General features: G+C 62.4%; 12 protein-coding genes. 9 read left to right on the top strand and 3 right to left on the bottom strand.

The genetic code is table 11. The features are described from left to right. Positions 1-84: 84 nt before the first annotated feature. From HV711_RS19255 to HV711_RS19245, 3 genes are read right to left on the bottom strand one after another with little or no spacing between them, the layout of a single operon-like run. Positions 85-537, bottom strand: coding sequence for a GDP-mannose mannosyl hydrolase (locus HV711_RS19255; RefSeq protein WP_013587241.1), 453 nt, complete (start codon positions 535-537; stop codon positions 85-87). Between the two features lie 54 nt (positions 538-591). After that, positions 592-753 (bottom strand): hypothetical protein, encoded by a 162-nt coding sequence (locus HV711_RS19250; protein ID WP_175145202.1) that lies wholly within the window; start codon positions 751-753, stop codon positions 592-594. A gap of 58 nt (positions 754-811) precedes the next feature. Continuing rightward, a complete protein-coding gene (locus HV711_RS19245; RefSeq protein WP_082201631.1) occupies positions 812-2,890 on the bottom strand; it encodes a hypothetical protein in 2,079 nt (692 codons plus the stop codon). Positions 2,891-3,684: 794 nt separating this feature from the next. Between HV711_RS19245 and HV711_RS19240 the strand changes: the two genes are divergently transcribed. The 9 genes from HV711_RS19240 to HV711_RS19200 all read left to right on the top strand — a co-directional run bounded on the left by HV711_RS19240 (position 3,685) and on the right by HV711_RS19200 (position 15,937). Next, positions 3,685-4,668, top strand: a complete 984-nt coding sequence (locus HV711_RS19240; RefSeq protein ID WP_028362730.1) for a helix-turn-helix domain-containing protein — start codon at positions 3,685-3,687, stop codon at positions 4,666-4,668. A gap of 88 nt (positions 4,669-4,756) precedes the next feature. After that, positions 4,757-6,304, top strand: coding sequence for a mannose-1-phosphate guanylyltransferase/mannose-6-phosphate isomerase (locus HV711_RS19235; protein ID WP_035485984.1), 1,548 nt, complete (start codon positions 4,757-4,759; stop codon positions 6,302-6,304). A 51-nt stretch (positions 6,305-6,355) separates the two neighbouring features. Next, on the top strand, positions 6,356-7,741 hold the full coding sequence (locus HV711_RS19230; RefSeq protein ID WP_013587246.1) for an undecaprenyl-phosphate glucose phosphotransferase: 1,386 nt from the start codon (positions 6,356-6,358) through the stop codon (positions 7,739-7,741). A 69-nt stretch (positions 7,742-7,810) separates the two neighbouring features. After that, a complete protein-coding gene (locus HV711_RS19225) occupies positions 7,811-8,950 on the top strand; it encodes a polysaccharide biosynthesis/export family protein (protein ID WP_013587247.1) in 1,140 nt (379 codons plus the stop codon). A 54-nt stretch (positions 8,951-9,004) separates the two neighbouring features. Continuing rightward, complete coding sequence (locus tag HV711_RS19220; protein WP_035485981.1) at positions 9,005-11,239, top strand: polysaccharide biosynthesis tyrosine autokinase; 2,235 nt, start codon at positions 9,005-9,007, stop codon at positions 11,237-11,239. A gap of 55 nt (positions 11,240-11,294) precedes the next feature. Beyond that, a complete protein-coding gene (gene gmd, locus HV711_RS19215) occupies positions 11,295-12,413 on the top strand; it encodes a GDP-mannose 4,6-dehydratase (RefSeq protein WP_013587249.1) in 1,119 nt (372 codons plus the stop codon). A gap of 5 nt (positions 12,414-12,418) precedes the next feature. Then, positions 12,419-13,375 (top strand): GDP-L-fucose synthase family protein, encoded by a 957-nt coding sequence (locus HV711_RS19210; RefSeq protein WP_013587250.1) that lies wholly within the window; start codon positions 12,419-12,421, stop codon positions 13,373-13,375. Between the two features lie 25 nt (positions 13,376-13,400). After that, positions 13,401-14,543 carry a glycosyltransferase family 4 protein gene (locus tag HV711_RS19205; protein ID WP_028362726.1) on the top strand — a complete coding sequence of 381 codons (1,143 nt, stop codon included), beginning with the start codon at positions 13,401-13,403 and terminating at the stop codon, positions 14,541-14,543. Between the two features lie 62 nt (positions 14,544-14,605). Continuing rightward, positions 14,606-15,937, top strand: coding sequence for a glycosyltransferase WbuB (locus tag HV711_RS19200; RefSeq protein WP_028362725.1), 1,332 nt, complete (start codon positions 14,606-14,608; stop codon positions 15,935-15,937). Positions 15,938-15,941: the final 4 nt, after the last annotated feature.

Here is a 15,941-nt window from a genome sequence, read left to right as displayed (position 1 = left end):
GCAATCATCTGACGATCCACGTTGCCGCGGTAACACTGTGCGAGAGCATTCAGGCGGGCCGCTTGCGCAGGTGCCGCGGCATCGTCAACGGAAGTAGGCTTTGGTGTTGTCGTGTACGTCGTCGCGCGCCAGCAGCTCCGCCGGCGCAAGCCACAGATAGTCGCTGTGTTGATCGGGCCGGCCGAGCCGCTCGCTGTGCGCGAGGGAGAACGCGTAAGCCAGCACGATGTAATGTGTCGACACGCCAGGCTCGCCTGCGAAATTGTCGCTGTAGTGGTGTTCGAATACGCCCTCGAACCGGGCAGACGCGCGCGCGAGCTTCGCCACGCCGAGCTCCGCGTCGGCGATGCGCGAGAAGGCGGCATCGAGCGTTTCGTCCTTCAGAATGCGCCCGCCTGGGACGAACCACGTCCCGCGCGCGGGCCGGTTGCGGCGATGGCCGATCAGAATGCGTCCGTCTGCATCGCTAACAATCAGATCGATCGCCACGAGCGGCGTCAGACGAACAACGTCGAGAAAGTCGAGCTCCGTCAGCATGTCGGTTCCTGAGCGAGGGCGTCGTGCCCGGCGGTGTTTGCGTGGCGGCAGCCGCTAATAGTCGCCGCGGTTGTCGTCGCCGCGAGTCAGCTTGTCCGCCACGTAAGCGATCAGCAGCAGGAGCACGACCGTGCCGGCTGCCGCGAACACGAACGCGCCGATAATCGCCCCGACAATCGCGGCCAGCACCAGCACGATCCATCCAATGCTGTTCATCGGGCGGCTCCAGCGCGTCGAACAGATGCTAACTTCAGCGGTCCGGACTTTCTGTGCGCTACCTAGCTATTGCGCCGCGCGCGCCGCCAGGCGATTTGCCGGCAGACGGCGGCATGGGTTCGGGCACCTGGCGGGCGATATAGCCTTCCGGCGTCGTGACGGCGTCCTTGAATACATCTGCGTTGTTCGACACGACGTAGAGAGGGGTAGGCGACAGCTTCACGCTCGCCAGGCCGTCGCGGTACGGTACTGGTGTCGCGTTGCCCATCATGTCGAGCGCCGTGACGGTGCCGCTCGTGCCTGGAGCGTCGACACGCAATCGATATTCGGTGCTCTGCCCCGCGTTGAAGCCGGTTTTAGCGCTCCACTTTTCGTTGTCGTGACTCCACAGCGCGGTGACGATCTTGCCGCCGCCGAGCCTCTGAAATGCATAGCCATACACGCCTTTTGGCAGACCCTTGAGCGGGCCGAGCGTCGCCGTGCCGTCGACTATGCGCGTCATGGCCGCCACCGCGAGCGCGGCGGGCTTGGGGCTGATGTGTGACGGGCCGTAGGCGCCCTTGTCGTGCTCGAGTTCGAAGAAAATGCCGTAGCCCGGCGCGGCGTCCGGCATATCGGCGAGGTAGAACACATAGGTCATGTCGGCGCCCTCGCCGAGCAGGATCAGATGCGTGCGCGCGACGACCGCGGCTTGCGCATACAGCACATCGGCGCCCGGATAATGCTTGCCGTACGACTCGCCGATGTCGTAGCTGATGCCCGTTTCGGTGACAAAAAGCGGCGCGCCGGGCTTCAGGTATTGCCGCAGTTCATGGCGCAAGGCGCGCATGGAAGAAGCGAGCGCGCCTGGCACGGTGCCCTCATTGCGCGTGTCGGTTACGCGCTCCGGCGGATGAGACGGCGTCGTGCCGATGTCGTAATAACCGTGCACCGTCATGCCATCCATATAGCGGCCGACGCCAAGCGGACCCAGGCGGCGCATCCACGTCACATTGCCTTGCACGGACGAATACGTGAGACCCATCACCACCGCATGCGGGTCCGTCTGATGGATGCCTTCCCACACGGCCTTGTACATCGCGATGAAATGGGCGTCGCTGTCGCGCCACGGCAATCCGCCGTCCGCATCCGGCTCCCACGTCACCTGGTAATAGTTGTCGCGCTGCTTCGGGAAGTAGGTTGCGCGGACGCGGTTCGATTCCGCGCCGACTTTCGCCATGTAATCCTTCATCTGCGAAAGGGAAACCGGTGCATAGCTGTGGGTCTCCTTCGCCGTCGGGCTCGCCCATTTGGGAATGCCGTCGAGCTGAATGAGGCGCATGATGTCGCCACGCTGCAAGTACGGCGTGAGCTGTTTGGTCGCGGGATCGAACGTGCCGGGCCTGTCGGGCTCTTCCATGTACCAGTTGCGGTTGTCGTTGACCCAGGTGAGACCGAGCGCGGTATAGACCGGGCGATAGCCGTCGCCGTCGCAGCAATGCTGGCCTGGCGCGAGGTAGGCGGTGCCCTGGCCGCCGAACCGGTGCAGATCTTCATAGGGAAAGCGCGCGGCGGGCAATGTGGCTGCGGTATCGGGCAGCACGCCGAAGGTGGCGATGCCCGCGGGCCGCGTGCCGCGCGATTCCAGCTGCCCATGCGCGCGTTCAAGCGACGCCGACACGGCGAAATAACCCGCTACTGTGGACGTGCAACTGAGCGCCGACGATAGGGCGCCCGTTGCGACATTAAAACTGCCGCTTGCGCGCACAACATTCCACGTGTCGCGTATCTGCCAGTCCAGCGTGTCGCTTTGCGGCGCGCGCGTGGTGATGACGAGGCCGAACGGCTTCGATGCGGCAAAGAGGCGCGTGCCGTCGCCCGGCGTGTCGGCTTCGATAAGATCGCCCGCCGGCGCGGCGCGCGTTTGCGAGGAAGGTGCGGAGCAGCGCAGGCTCTGGCCCGCGCTTTCGGCTTGTTGCCGTGCCTCGGACAGCTTCGTGTCGACACGCACGGACGATGCGCCTGCCGCCGCCGCGTTGCCTTGAACAGCGGGGACGCAGAGCGCGGCGGCGACGACGGCGGCCCGCCATGCGCGCGCGCGCATCGCGAACTGGCCTACAACGCTTCGCACTCCGCGATTTTTGTTTGAATTCGACATGTATTCCCCCGTGACGTTCGCGGCGCGTCTTGACGCACGAACGTCGTCAAACTGCTAGATCACCAGGCGCAAGCCGCCTGACTGTAGTGTCCGTCGCCACATCTCGCGGAAAGCGCATAGTGCTTTTCGGCAATCTTATGGCGGTTTCTGACCGCCCTCCAGCGTGGCCTTATTGGACGCGGGTCCGTCAATTGCGCTGTCTTCTTAACTGCAGTTATTGCGATGTTTCAGGACTGAAACATTAATCGCCATATTTATATTGAATGCACCCAATAAGAACAAATTAAATAACTGAAAGGCTCCGTAAAGTGCCTATATTAGACACTGCTTCGTGTAATTGAAGCAGGCGGTTTGTATCGTCAGCCGAAACCCGCGCGACAAGTTCCACGGGAAAGATCGGCCGCCGGGAGACATTATCCGGTAAATGGCGCATGACAGGTAAAAACCGCTTTGTATGTAGCCATTCGACATGTGGATTGAATTGTAACCGCCCTTTTTTGAGTAGCGATGCAGTGTGCGGTGGCGAACGAAATCGGCTTTGGGTTTGCACTAACATTCGCACAACGCCAATTCAATGATATGCGGAATCGGCAATTAATTCGGTGCAATCCGGTGGCGGCAGAATATTGCCGAAAATTCACCGGCCAGCCACTCCCGTCAATGCGCCAACATGTCAGCACTATCGGTCATGGCGGCTAAATACTTGACGGCTCGTGGCTATGATGCACTGCTCAGAGGTCGGCCCGGTGAGGCCGTTGATGGTGAAAGTAAATCCGTTTCCGGTGAGGATAGCTATGACCTGCGCGAGTCTCGAGTCTTCCATGCTGCGTTGGGTGCATGCACCGAACAAAGGCATGCGTCGCATCGCGATCCTGATGTTCAACGACTGCTCGCTGCAAGGTGCGGGCGTCGTAGCCGAAGTGTTTCAGGCGGCGAATGAACTGGCTTCCTCGAGCGCGAGCGGATGTTCCTACGACGTCTGTTTCCTCTCGGCCGACGGCGGCATGGTGACCTCGTCGTCGGGTCTCAAAGTGTGGACCGACGGCCTCGACGCAAGACATTACAGCGGCTTTGACGCGTTGTACGTGGCCGGCGGCAAAGGCGCAATTGCCGCTGCAAGGGACGAACGGCTGATCGCCTGGTTGCGCCGCGTGCGGCACAACACCGGAATGATCCGCCCGATCGCGGAAGGCCGCGCGCTGCTCGATGCCGCCTATGTGCCGGATGCACAGGAGAGCCAGGCATTGCAGGAGTCATCGAAAGCATCCCGCCAGGCCGAGCAGACCGCGGATGCGGGCGATCGGCTCGAGTCGATGCGAAGCGCGCTCGCGATGATCAAGCGCGACCTGGGCGCCGCGACCGCGCGCACGGTGGCGGAGCGCCTGCTCGCCGATTCGTGCTCGAACCTCGCGCCGCTTCTGAGCGAAGACGGAGCGCTCACGCCGGGCGACAAGGTGCGGGCCGCAGCCCGGTGGCTTCAGGAAAACTGCCAGCAATCGATTTCGATTGCAGACGCCGCGCAGTTTGCGGCGATGAGCGAGCGCAACTTCCTGCGCCGCTTCAAGATGGAAATGGGCATCACGCCCTCGAGTTTTTTGCTGCATGAGCGCCTTGCCGTGACATGCAGCCTGTTGACTGAATCTGAATTGCCGGTCGACAAAATTGCGCGCCGCACCGGCATGGGCAACGGCGATCGGCTCGCCAAAGTGTTCCGCAAACGCATGAGGATCTCGCCTACCGAGTTCCGGATACAGAGCCGCCGCATGGTGGGCCAGTAGCGTCGACGGAGCCAGCCGGAGGCCGCTCGCTGCACGCGGTCTCCGGCGTCTGTTTTGGTGGTTTCAAAGCATCATAAGGATTACGAATATGTTGACTCAGGGAGCTGGAAACAAAACGTCGCCCAATGCCGGCGATGACGCTGTCGGCGCGCGATGCACGCGCATTGTCCCGGTCATTCTCGCGGGTGGCTCGGGTACGCGGCTGTGGCCGGTGTCGCGCGAGAACTATCCGAAGCAGCTCATCGACGTGGTGGGCTCCGATTCGCTGCTGCAAGCCACCGCACGGCGCATGAAAGATTTTGCCGCCGGCTGGCAGGTGGACGCTTCGCCGATCATCGTATGCGGTGAGGAGCACCGCTTCGTGATTGCCGAGCAACTGCACGAGAACGGCGTGGAGGCGCGGCTCATTGTCGAGCCGGCGCGTCGCGATACGGCACCCGCGTTGACGCTCGCTGCGTCGCTTGCATGTGCCGAAGGTCAGGACGGCATTCTCGTCGTGATGCCGGCCGACCATTCGATTGCCGACGTGAATGCGTTGCAGGCTGCGCTGGAAACCGCGGCAGGTTATGCGGAACGAGGCGCGATCGCGACGCTCGGCGTACCGCCGACGCGCCCCGATACGGGCTTCGGCTACATCCGTATCGGCGCCGCGCTGCGCGATGGCGCGCATGCGATCGACGGCTTCGTCGAAAAGCCCGCAGAGGAAATCGCCGCGCAATACGTGGCAGCGGGGACGTACTGGTGGAACAGCGGCATCTTCATCCTGCGCGCGAGCGTGTGGCTCGATACGCTCAAGCGTCTGCAACCGGACATGCATGCGGCCTGCGAGCGCGCATTCGGCGGCGGCCGCAGTGAGGGCGCGTATTTCCGCCCGCTCGTCGATGAGTTTTTGAAGTCGCCGGCCGATTCGATCGACTATGCGGTGATGGAGCGCCTGAGCGAAGCAGCAGACGCCGCAAACACCGACGCCGCGCAGCCAGCCGATGCAGTGCCGGCCGGCGTGGTCGTCAGGCTCGAAGCAGGCTGGTCCGATCTCGGTTCATGGGACGCCGTGTGGGCCGCCATGGAAAAAGACGCCAACGGCAACGCGGGACGTGGCCGCGTGACGTTCGAAGGCGCGGTGTCGAGCTATGCGCATTCGGAAGGGCGCCTCGTCGCGTGCGTCGGCACCACGAATGTGGTCGTGGTCGAAACCGCCGACGCCGTGCTCGTGGTGGACCGCTCGCACGTGCAGGACGTGAAGGGTCTCGTGGCGCGCATCAAGGCGCAGCACGCGCCGGAGGCGGACGCGCATCGCAAGGTGCACCGTCCGTGGGGCTTTTACGATTCGATCGATCACGGCGAGCGTTTTCAGGTCAAGCGCATCGTCGTGACGCCGGGCGCACAGCTTTCGCTGCAACTGCATCACCACCGCGCCGAACATTGGGTCGTGGTGCGCGGCACCGCGCTTGTCACGCGTGGCGACGAACAGTTCCTGCTGAGCGAGAACGAATCGACTTACATCCCGCTCGGCACGCGGCACCGGCTCGAAAACCCGGGGAAAGTGCCGCTGGAAATCATTGAAATTCAGTCGGGCACCTATCTGGGGGAAGACGACATCGTGCGATTCAACGACAACTACGGCCGCTGTTCATAGACAGCGTGCCGGCGGGTTGCGGACAGGAACGGCCAGTACGAGGTAAGCAAAATGCGCAGGTTTCAGGATTTACTCGCGCGAATGTTCGATGTCGCGCTGGTGCTCGCGGGGGCGGCGGTCGCGTCGCAGATCCGTTTCGACTACCTCGCTCAATCCGGCTTCTATTGGGCGCTGGTGATGTTCGCAGCTGCGTTTGCGCTCGCCATCTTTCCGGCGTTCGGCGTGTATGAATCGTGGCGCGGCCGTTCGAAGCTCGCGCTGGCAGGCCAGGTGTCGCTCGCGTGGCTGATCGTGCAAGGCAGCGCGCTCGTGCTGATGTACTCGCTGCATCGCAGCGACTTCGTCTCGCGTTTATGGTTTTCGTACTGGACCGCTGTGACGGGCGGCTTGCTGATCTCGTACCGGCTCATCACGCACGCGGTGCTTGCGCGGGCACGCGGTGCGGGCATGAATCTGCATCAGGTCGCGATAGTCGGCAGCGGATCGCAATGCGACGCGATCATCCGCCGCATCGAATCGGCACCGACCACGGGTTTTCGCGCGGCGGCGGTGTACAACACGAGCCCGCAGAAATCGCCGGTGACGAGTACGGGCGTACCCGTTTTCGACACCGTGGATGCGCTCGCGGACTTCATCCGCACGAACGATGTGCACGAACTGTGGCTGATGCTGTCGCTGGCGGAGGAGCCGCTCATCTGCTCGCTCGTCGGCGAGTTCCGCGACGATCTGGTGAACATCCGCTTCATGCCGGACGTGCGCAGCCTCGCGCTCTTCGAGGGCAGCGGTGTGATCGACCTGCTCGGCGTGCCGGCCATCAATCTGGTCGCATCGCCGCTGTCGGCGAACTCGATGTTGAAGAAGGAGATCTTCGACCGTCTGTTCGCCGCGACCGCGCTTATCTGTCTTGCGCCGCTTCTCGTGGCTATTGCAATTGCCGTGAAGCTTTCGTCGCGTGGGCCGGTGTTCTTCAGGCAGAAGCGCAAGGGCGCGGACGGACGCGTCTTCACGATTTACAAATTCCGTTCGATGCGCCTGCACACAGAGGAAAAAGGCACCCTCAGGCAGGCGACGCGCAACGATCCGCGTGTGACGAAAGTCGGCGCGTTCCTGCGCCGTACGAGCCTCGACGAACTGCCGCAGTTTTTTAACGTATTGCGTGGCGACATGTCGGTCGTAGGACCGCGTCCTCATGCGCTCGAGCACGACGACCTCTATCAGAAAGTGGTCGCGGGCTACATCAATCGCTATCGGATCAAGCCGGGCATTACAGGTTGGGCGCAGATCAACGGCTTTCGTGGCGAGACCGACCGCATCGAAAAGATGGAACGTCGCGTCGAACATGACCTGTACTACCTGGGACATTGGTCGTTCGCGCTGGACATGCGGATTATCGGCGCGACGATTGTCGCCGGACTGGTGCATCGAAACGCTTACTAGTTGTTAACAAAGCACGCAAGGCGGTGCCTCCTTCCGGGGACATTCGCTTTTGCGCAAGGAGGAAAAGTTATGAGCTCGCTTGGTACACGCACGGGAAGTCTCTCGGTTTTCGCTATCGCTGCACTGCTCGCGGGCTGCGCCGCCGCGCCAGGCCAGCGGATGGAAACGCCTGCCACGCTTCAGGAAACGGGCGGCGATTTCAGCAGCGAACCGTCACAGCAGCAGACGATACCAATTACCGATATCAATCTCGCGCTGCTGCGCAAGATGCATGCGGATCAGGCCGCTGCCCCGTTGCCGCCGGCTACGCTCGCGCTGTTCGGCAAGCCTGGTCCGTACCGCGTGGGCCCGGGCGACGTGCTGCAGATCGTCGTGTGGGATCACCCTGAACTCGCGGCGGCGCTCGGCCAACCCGCGCAGAACGCCAAGTCTTCGGATGCGGCCTCGGGCTTTCTCATCGACGAGAAGGGCGACGTGCAGTTTCCGTATGCGGGCACCGTGCATGTGGCCGGCAAGGATGTCGGCACGATCCAGAAGGAACTGTATAGCCGCTTGAGCAAGGTGTATCAGAAGCCGGAAGTGACCGTGCGTGTGGCGTCTTTCCGTAATGCGCAGGTTTTCATCGACGGCGAAGTGCGCACGCCGGGTGCCCAGTCGCTGAACGACATCACGATGTCGCTCACGAGCGCGATCAGCCAGAGCGGCGGCTTCAGCCCGAATGCGGACCGCAGCCGCGTCGAATTGATCCGCAACGGCGTCACGTATCAGCTGAACATGGACGATCTGCTCAAGCGCGGCCACAACCCGTCGAACATCTATCTGCAACCGGGCGACGCGGTTCGCGTGGCCTCGCGCGAAGACAGCGGCGTCTACGTGATGGGCGAGGTGAACAAGCCTGCGACTGTCACGCCGATGCGCAACGGTTCGCTCACGCTCTCGCAAGCCATTTCGGACAGCGGGAGCTTCGACCAGGCCACGGCTGCAACGCGGCAGCTGTTCGTAATCCGCAATTCGACGAGCGATTCGCCGCAGATTTACCACCTGGATGCAAGGTCGCCGGTTTCGATGATCCTCGCCAACCAGTTCGAGCTGCAGCCGAAGGACGTCGTGTATGTAGGCCAGGGTGGGCTGGTTCGTTTCAACCGTATCCTGAACCTGCTGCTGCCCGCGATCAACGCGGCTGTCACAGGTGTCGTCGTAGCGAAGTAAAGACCGTATAAAGCAAATCAGAAAAACCGCGGGTTATGCTGGGTGAGACCAAACATGGCTATCAACTTCGAGAACCGTTATACCGACGTGTCCGGACCGGACGAGTTGCATCTGTCGGACTATCTCCGCACGATCGTGCGGGGCTGGCGCACCATTGCAACGGTGACGCTGATCGCGCTCGCGCTGGGGTGCGCGTACGCGTTTCTTGCCCCGCCGACCTACCGGGCGGACGTGCTGTTCCACGTCGAGGACAAGACGGCGAATGCCAATGCGAATGGTAAGGAATCCTTGCCGCCGCTCACCGGCATGTTCGACACGAAACCGTCGACGGCAGCGGAGATCGAGCTGCTCAAGTCGCGTCTCGTGACGGAAGAAACCGTCAGGAAGCTGCACCTCGACATCACGGCGACGCCGCGCTATATGCCGGTTATCGGCGGCCTGATCGCGGGGCTGGTGAACGGGCAGTGGGGTTTCAAGCTGCCCCAGTTCATCAATCTGTCGGGCTACGCGTGGGGCAACGAGAGCATTTCGGTATCGCGCTTCGATACGTCGAAGGAGATGTACGACACGACGTTCACGCTGATCGCAGGCAGCGACCGTTCGTACGTGCTGCGCGACAGGAACGGTATCGCGATCCTGTCCGGCCATGTGGGCGAAACGGTGGAGACCGATACGGCGGACGGTCCTATCGCATTGCGTGTCGACGCGCTGACCGGTGCCCCGGGCTCGCAATTCGAGCTGCAGCGCACATCGACCTTGAGCGCCGTGGACCGTTTGCAGAAGGCACTGGTCGTGCAGGAAACCGCCCTGCAATCCGGCGTGATTCGCGCGAGTCTCGAGGGTAGCGATAGCGGGTTGACCGCCGCGATCGTCAACAGCATGGCGCGTGAATTTGTGCGCCAGGACGTTGCAAGCCGCTCGACGGAAGCCGAACACATGCTCGCCTTCCTCGATCAGCAATTGCCGGGCTTGCGCAAGGAGCTCGACGAAGCGGAGCAGCGCTACAACAAGTTCCGCAACACGCACGGCACCGTCGATCTGGGCGAAGAGAGCCGCCTGCTGCTCCAGCAGATCGTCGACAACAAGACGAAGCTGCTCGACCTGCAAACGCAACGCGCCGAGATGTTGCAACGGTTCACGGCAAATCACCCGGCCGTGGCTTCCCTTGATGCGCAGATCGCCGCGCTGCAAGGTGCGCAGGCCAACATGAACCGCAGCGTTTCGGTGATGCCGGACACGGAGCAGACCGCATTGCGTCTGTTGCGCGACGTGCATGTCGACACCGAGCTGTACACGAACCTCCTGAACAGCGCGCAGCAGTTGCGCGTGGCGAAAGCCGGCCAGGTCGGCAACGTGCGCGTGGTCGATTTCGCGGAAGCGCCCGATGAGCCGGTGCGTCCGAAGCGCGTGATTGCTATCCTCATCGCGCTGGGCGGCGGCCTCGTGCTCGGCATTCTGCTGACCTTCTTCAAGCGTGCCATGTACGGCGGCGTGGAGCGTCCGGACGAACTGGAAGCGGTGCTCGGCGTGCCGGTGTTCGCGGTGGTGCCGCGCAGCCAGACGCAATTGCGGCTGCAGGAGAACGTGATGCTGCGCCGGCGCGGTCTGCATGTGCTCGCGCAGCAGGCGCCCGAGGACATCGCCGTGGAAGGTGTGCGCAATCTGCGAACCTCGCTGCAGCTTTCGCTCGACCATGCTGCGAACAACGTCGTCATGATCACCGGCTCGCGGCCCGATGCGGGCAAGTCGTTCCTGTCGGTGAATCTCGCGGCACTCGTCGCGTCGGCGAACAAGCGCGTGCTGATTATCGACGGTGACATGCGGCGCGGCGACGTGCACTCGCACTTCGGCATCGCGCATCAGCCGGGCCTCTCTGACGTCCTGAGCGGCGGCGATCTGGGTGCCATGATCCAGCGCGACGTGTTGCCCGGTCTCGACGTGCTGGCAAAGGGCACACTGCCTTCGCATCCGTCCGAGTTGCTGATGAGTTCGCGCTTCGAGTCGATGCTCGAGGAGCTGAAAACGCGTTACGACCTCGTGATCATCGATACGCCGCCGGTCCTTGCCGTGACCGACTCGACCCTGATCGGCAAGCATGCGGGCACGACGCTGCTGGTGGTTCGCCACGGCCGTCACCCGTTGAATGAAATTGCCGAGACCGCCAAGCGTCTTCGTAATGGCGGCGTCGGACTCAGGGGCGTACTGCTCACCGACGTGCCGCAGGAGGGGGCGTTCCTCGGCTCGGGTTATCAGGGCGGCTATTACGGGTACGACAGCATCGCGGGCTGAAATCGCGGCCGAGTTTCTCGCCACAAGTAGTCAAAATTCAACTGGAGAAGCCTTCATGAAACGCAAGGTCGCGCTGATCACGGGGATCACGGGGCAGGACGGGTCGTACCTCGCCGAGCTTTTGCTCGCCAAAAACTACGACGTGCACGGTATCAAACGCAGGTCGTCGCTGTTCAACACGGACCGGATCGATCACCTGTATCGCGATCCACATGATCCCGAGCAGCACCTTTTTCTGCATCACGCCGACCTCACGGATTCCACCAGCATTCTGCGTGTGATCCAGCGCGTGGAGCCGGACGAAATCTACAATCTGGCGGCGCAAAGCCACGTCGCCGTTTCATTCGAAGAGCCGGAATACACAGCTAACGCCGACGGTCTTGGCGCTCTGCGCATTCTCGAGGCGATCCGAATCTTAGGTATGCAGAATAAGACGAGATTTTACCAGGCGTCGACGTCCGAACTTTACGGCCTCGTGCAACAGGTGCCGCAATCGGAAACCACCCCGTTCTATCCGCGCAGTCCGTACGCGGTAGCGAAGATGTTTGCGTACTGGACGACGGTGAACTATCGCGAGGCCTATGGTCTTTATGCATGCAACGGGATTCTGTTCAATCACGAATCGCCGGTGCGTGGTGAGACGTTCGTGACGCGCAAGATCACGCGCGCCATTGCGCGGATCGCGGTGGGCATGCAGAAGACGCTGTATCTCGGCAATCTGTCCGCGTTGCGCGATTGGGGCCATGCGCGCGATTACGTCGAGATGCAATGGCGCATGCTGCAACAGGATCAGCCTGAGGACTTCGTGATCGCCACCGGCGTGCAATACAGCGTGCGTCAATTTGTTCAGCATGCAGCCGCTGAATTGGGTGTGACGGTGCGCTTCGAAGGCTCTGGCGTCGACGAGATCGGCATTGTCGAGAAGGTAGAAGGACGCGAGACCCGGATGTCGCCGGGCGACGTGATCGTCCGTGTGGATCCGCGCTACTTCCGGCCGGCCGAAGTGGAGACGCTGCTCGGCGATCCGTCGAAGGCGCATGCGAAGCTCGGCTGGCAGCCTACCACGTCGTTCGAATCGCTCGTGAAAGAGATGGTGCGCTCGGATTTCCAGATTGCACGTCGTGACGCGCTCGTCACGCTCGCCGGCTTCACGGCGCTCGAACATCACGAGTGATTGCGATGAACAAACAGTCACGCATTTTTGTCGCGGGCCACCGCGGCATGGTCGGTTCCGCGCTCGTCCGAAGGTTGAGCGCGGCCGGCTATACGAACGTGGTCACGCGCTCGCGGCTCGAACTCGACCTGACGGATCAGGCCGCCGTGAACCGCTTTTTCCAGAGCGAAAAAATCGACGTCGTGCTGCTTGCCGCGGCGCGCGTCGGCGGCATTCTCGCGAACGCGTCGCGGCCGGGCGAATTCATCTATGAAAACCTGGTGATCGAAACCAACGTGATTCACGCGGCGTATCGCGCACAGGTGGAGCGGCTGGTGTTCTTCGGCTCGTCGTGCATTTATCCGAAGCAGTGTCCGCAGCCGATTCGCGAGGAGTATCTGCTGACGTCGTCGCTCGAGCCGACCAACGACGCGTACGCCATCGCGAAGATCGCCGGCCTGAAACTCTGCGAAGCGTACAACTGCGAATACAACACGCAATACGTTTCGCTGATGCCGACCAATCTTTACGGGCCGAACGACAACTACGATCTGAACAGCAGCCACGTGTTGCCGGCGCTGCTGCGCAAGGCGCATGAAGCGAAGCGCTCGGGCGCCGACACGTTGACGGTATGGGGCTCGGGCACACCGCGTCGCGAGTTCCTGCACGTCGACGATCTTGCCGCCGCCACGCTGTTCGTGCTCGAAAACAACGTGACCGAAGGGCTTTTCAACGTCGGGGTTGGCGAAGACTTGTCGATTCGGGAACTGGCGGAGTGCATTTGCAAGGCGGTGGGTTTCGAGGGCGAGCTGGTGTTCGACGCGTCGAAACCCGACGGCACGCCGCGCAAATTGCTGGATGTTTCGCGCCTTGCGAAGATGGGCTGGCACGCAACGATTGGACTGGAGCAGGGAATTGCGTCGACGTATCGGGAATTCGTCGAATCATATGCCGGGTCGGCGACCGCGGCAGCCATGCAATGACGTCTTTTCGCGGAGCGGCATAAAAATGAGTTCATCGGTCACCATCTTCCATAACGTCGTATGGTCGCGTCACAAAGGTGTCGTGTTTTCTGCGCTGCATAATATTTCGGCATCCGGATCAATCCGGTACTCCATGGTGCAGATAGCGGATACCGAACACGATCGCCTCGGCTTTTCCGAGGTCGATTATTCATACCATCGGTATCCGATGCAAAAGCTGTTCGACGGCTGCTATGAAGACGTGCCGGCCATCAAGATGATCGCGCGTCTGACGTGGGAAGTGCTGAAAGCCAAATCCGATCTGATCGTGCTGCCGGGCTATCACCGTCCGGAGTACTGGGCGATGCTGGCGGCGTGCATCGTCACCGGCAAACGTCGCGCGGTGTTTTGCGATTCCACCGGCCGCGATCGACCGAAGAAGCTCATTACGTCCATTCCGAAGCGTGTGTTTTTTTCGCTGTGCGACGGCTATTTCGGTTTCGGGGAGCGCAGCCGCGAGTATCTGCTGTCGCTCGGCGCCAAGCGCGAAAAGATTTTCGTGCCTTGTCAGGCGGCCGCGCTGCCCGGTTCGTTTTCTCCTGAACGTGCGTTGCCGGAGCGCGTTGCCGCGCGCGCCGGCAATCCGCCGGTGTTTCTATACGTAGGGCGTCTTTCGGAGGAGAAGGGCGTCGGAACGTTGCTTGAAGCGTTTGCCGGTTTGCACAAGCGTATTCCCGCAGCGCGTTTGCGTATCGTCGGCACCGGGCCGATGGGCGACGCGTTGCGCGAAAAAGCCGCCGATCTGAAGCTGGGCGATGCCGTGACTTTCGTCGGAAGCTTGCAGGACGAACCGCTTACGCGCGAGTACTACGGCGCGACATGCATGGTGCTGCCGAGCTTTAGCGAGCCGTGGGGCCTTGTGGTCAACGAGGCGCTCGCGCACGGTTGCCCCGCAGTGGTGAGTGAAAGCTGCGGCTGCGTGCCGGAGCTCGTCATAGACGGCGTGAGCGGCTATTCGTTCACCGCGGGCGACGTGCCTGGATTGCAGCGCACGATGTTAAAGGCGATGGAAGCGTTCGCCGACGCGAGCGGGACCGCACGCCGTTGCATGGAAGTGATTCGCCGGTTCGATCCTCCTTCTGCAGCCGCCAACATTGCCCGCGGCTGTGCGCTGATGCTGAGCAATTGACGGGCGTCGCGGCGCCGCCGCGAGGTCGGGCAAGGAAGCCTTAACACGTTCAGACACGCACAATGAAGATCCTGATCTACGGCCTTAATTACGCGCCCGAGCTCACGGGGACCGGCAAGTACACGGCCGAAATGGCCGCGCTGCTGGCGAGCCGCGGCCACGAGGTGCGCGTGGTCTGTGCACCCCCGTATTACCCGGATTGGCGGGTTTCCTCGGGGTACGCCGGCTGGCGCTATCGGCGGGAGCAGCGCGACGGTGTTGCAGTGTGGCGCGCGCCGCTATGGGTGCCGTCGCAGCCGAGCGGCCTCAAGCGGATGATTCATCTGGCCAGTTTCGCCGCCACGTCGCTGCCTGTACTCGCCTGGCAGACTTTCTGGCGGCCCGACGCCGTGCTGTTGATTGCGCCCACCCTGATGTGCGCACCGGCCACGCTTGCTCTCGCGCGTCTCGCGCGTGCCAGCGCGTGGCTGCACATTCAGGATTACGAAGTGGATGCCGCGTTCGAACTCGGCTTGCTCAAGGGCTCGTGGGCGGCGCGAATGGCGCGCTGGATCGAAAGCCAGTTCTTGCGGCGCTTCGATGCAGTCTCCTCGATTACGCGGCAGATGAGCGCGCGCGCAACCGCGAAAGGCGTGGCGCCTTCGAAAGTAGTGTGTCTGCCGAACTGGGTCGACGTATCGGCAATCTACCCCTTGCCGCGCGCGAGCGAGTATCGCAGCGACCTCAATTTGCCGGACGGCCAGAAAGTCGTTCTGTACTCGGGGAACATGGGTGCGAAGCAGGGCATCGAGACACTTGCGGAGGCAGCGGCGTCGCTCGCATACCGACAAGATCTGACGTTTGTGTTCTGCGGCGGCGGCGCAGCTAAAGAAGGTCTCGCGCGACGCTGCGCGGCCTTGCCGAACTGCATCTTCCTTCCGCTGCAACCCGCGGAGCGTCTGAACGAACTGCTCAACCTCGCCGACATTCACGTGTTGCCGCAACGCGGCGATGCCGCGGATCTCGTCATGCCGTCCAAGCTGACCGGCATGTTTGCGAGCGGCCGCGCGACGATTGCCATGGCGCGGCGTGGAACCGCGCTTCATGAGGCAGTGCATGCGCGCGGCGTCGTGGTGCCGCCGGACAACGTGAAGGCGCTGGTCGGTGCGATTACGGCGCTCGCCAACGATCCGGAGCGCCGCGCGGCGCTCGGCCGGGCAGCGCGCGACTATGCAGAAACCGCACTTTCGCCGGATGCGACGATTAGTACTTTTGAAGAACGCGTGGGAATGCTGTGCCGCGCGGCGGGGCGGAGGCGTTGGAAGGCGAGCGCCACGTACTTCGACGCGAGGCCTTCAGCAGTGACGGTGCCGCATCCGAAGCCCGCGACCCCGGAGGACGCCGCGCCGGAGTAATCCG

It is taken from the genome of Paraburkholderia phenoliruptrix, assembly GCF_902859825.1.
GTDB lineage: Bacteria > Pseudomonadota > Gammaproteobacteria > Burkholderiales > Burkholderiaceae > Paraburkholderia > Paraburkholderia phenoliruptrix.
Note: the sequence above shows the minus strand (reverse complement) of the source record. Positions and strands in the feature narration are given on the sequence as shown.

Bases quoted from the DNA above. Each gene is read 5' to 3' on its own strand.
- HV711_RS19255 (WP_013587241.1), bottom strand. From the start codon at position 537: ATGCTGACGGAGCTCGACTTTCTCGACGTTGTTCGTCTGACGCCGCTC.
- HV711_RS19250 (WP_175145202.1), bottom strand. From the start codon at position 753: ATGAACAGCATTGGATGGATCGTGCTGGTGCTGGCCGCGATTGTCGGG.
- HV711_RS19245 (WP_082201631.1), bottom strand. From the start codon at position 2,890: ATGTCGAATTCAAACAAAAATCGCGGAGTGCGAAGCGTTGTAGGCCAG.
- HV711_RS19240 (WP_028362730.1), top strand. From the start codon at position 3,685: ATGACCTGCGCGAGTCTCGAGTCTTCCATGCTGCGTTGGGTGCATGCA.
- HV711_RS19235 (WP_035485984.1), top strand. From the start codon at position 4,757: ATGTTGACTCAGGGAGCTGGAAACAAAACGTCGCCCAATGCCGGCGAT.
- HV711_RS19230 (WP_013587246.1), top strand. From the start codon at position 6,356: ATGCGCAGGTTTCAGGATTTACTCGCGCGAATGTTCGATGTCGCGCTG.
- HV711_RS19225 (WP_013587247.1), top strand. From the start codon at position 7,811: ATGAGCTCGCTTGGTACACGCACGGGAAGTCTCTCGGTTTTCGCTATC.
- HV711_RS19220 (WP_035485981.1), top strand. From the start codon at position 9,005: ATGGCTATCAACTTCGAGAACCGTTATACCGACGTGTCCGGACCGGAC.
- gmd (WP_013587249.1), top strand. From the start codon at position 11,295: ATGAAACGCAAGGTCGCGCTGATCACGGGGATCACGGGGCAGGACGGG.
- HV711_RS19210 (WP_013587250.1), top strand. From the start codon at position 12,419: ATGAACAAACAGTCACGCATTTTTGTCGCGGGCCACCGCGGCATGGTC.
- HV711_RS19205 (WP_028362726.1), top strand. From the start codon at position 13,401: ATGAGTTCATCGGTCACCATCTTCCATAACGTCGTATGGTCGCGTCAC.
- HV711_RS19200 (WP_028362725.1), top strand. From the start codon at position 14,606: ATGAAGATCCTGATCTACGGCCTTAATTACGCGCCCGAGCTCACGGGG.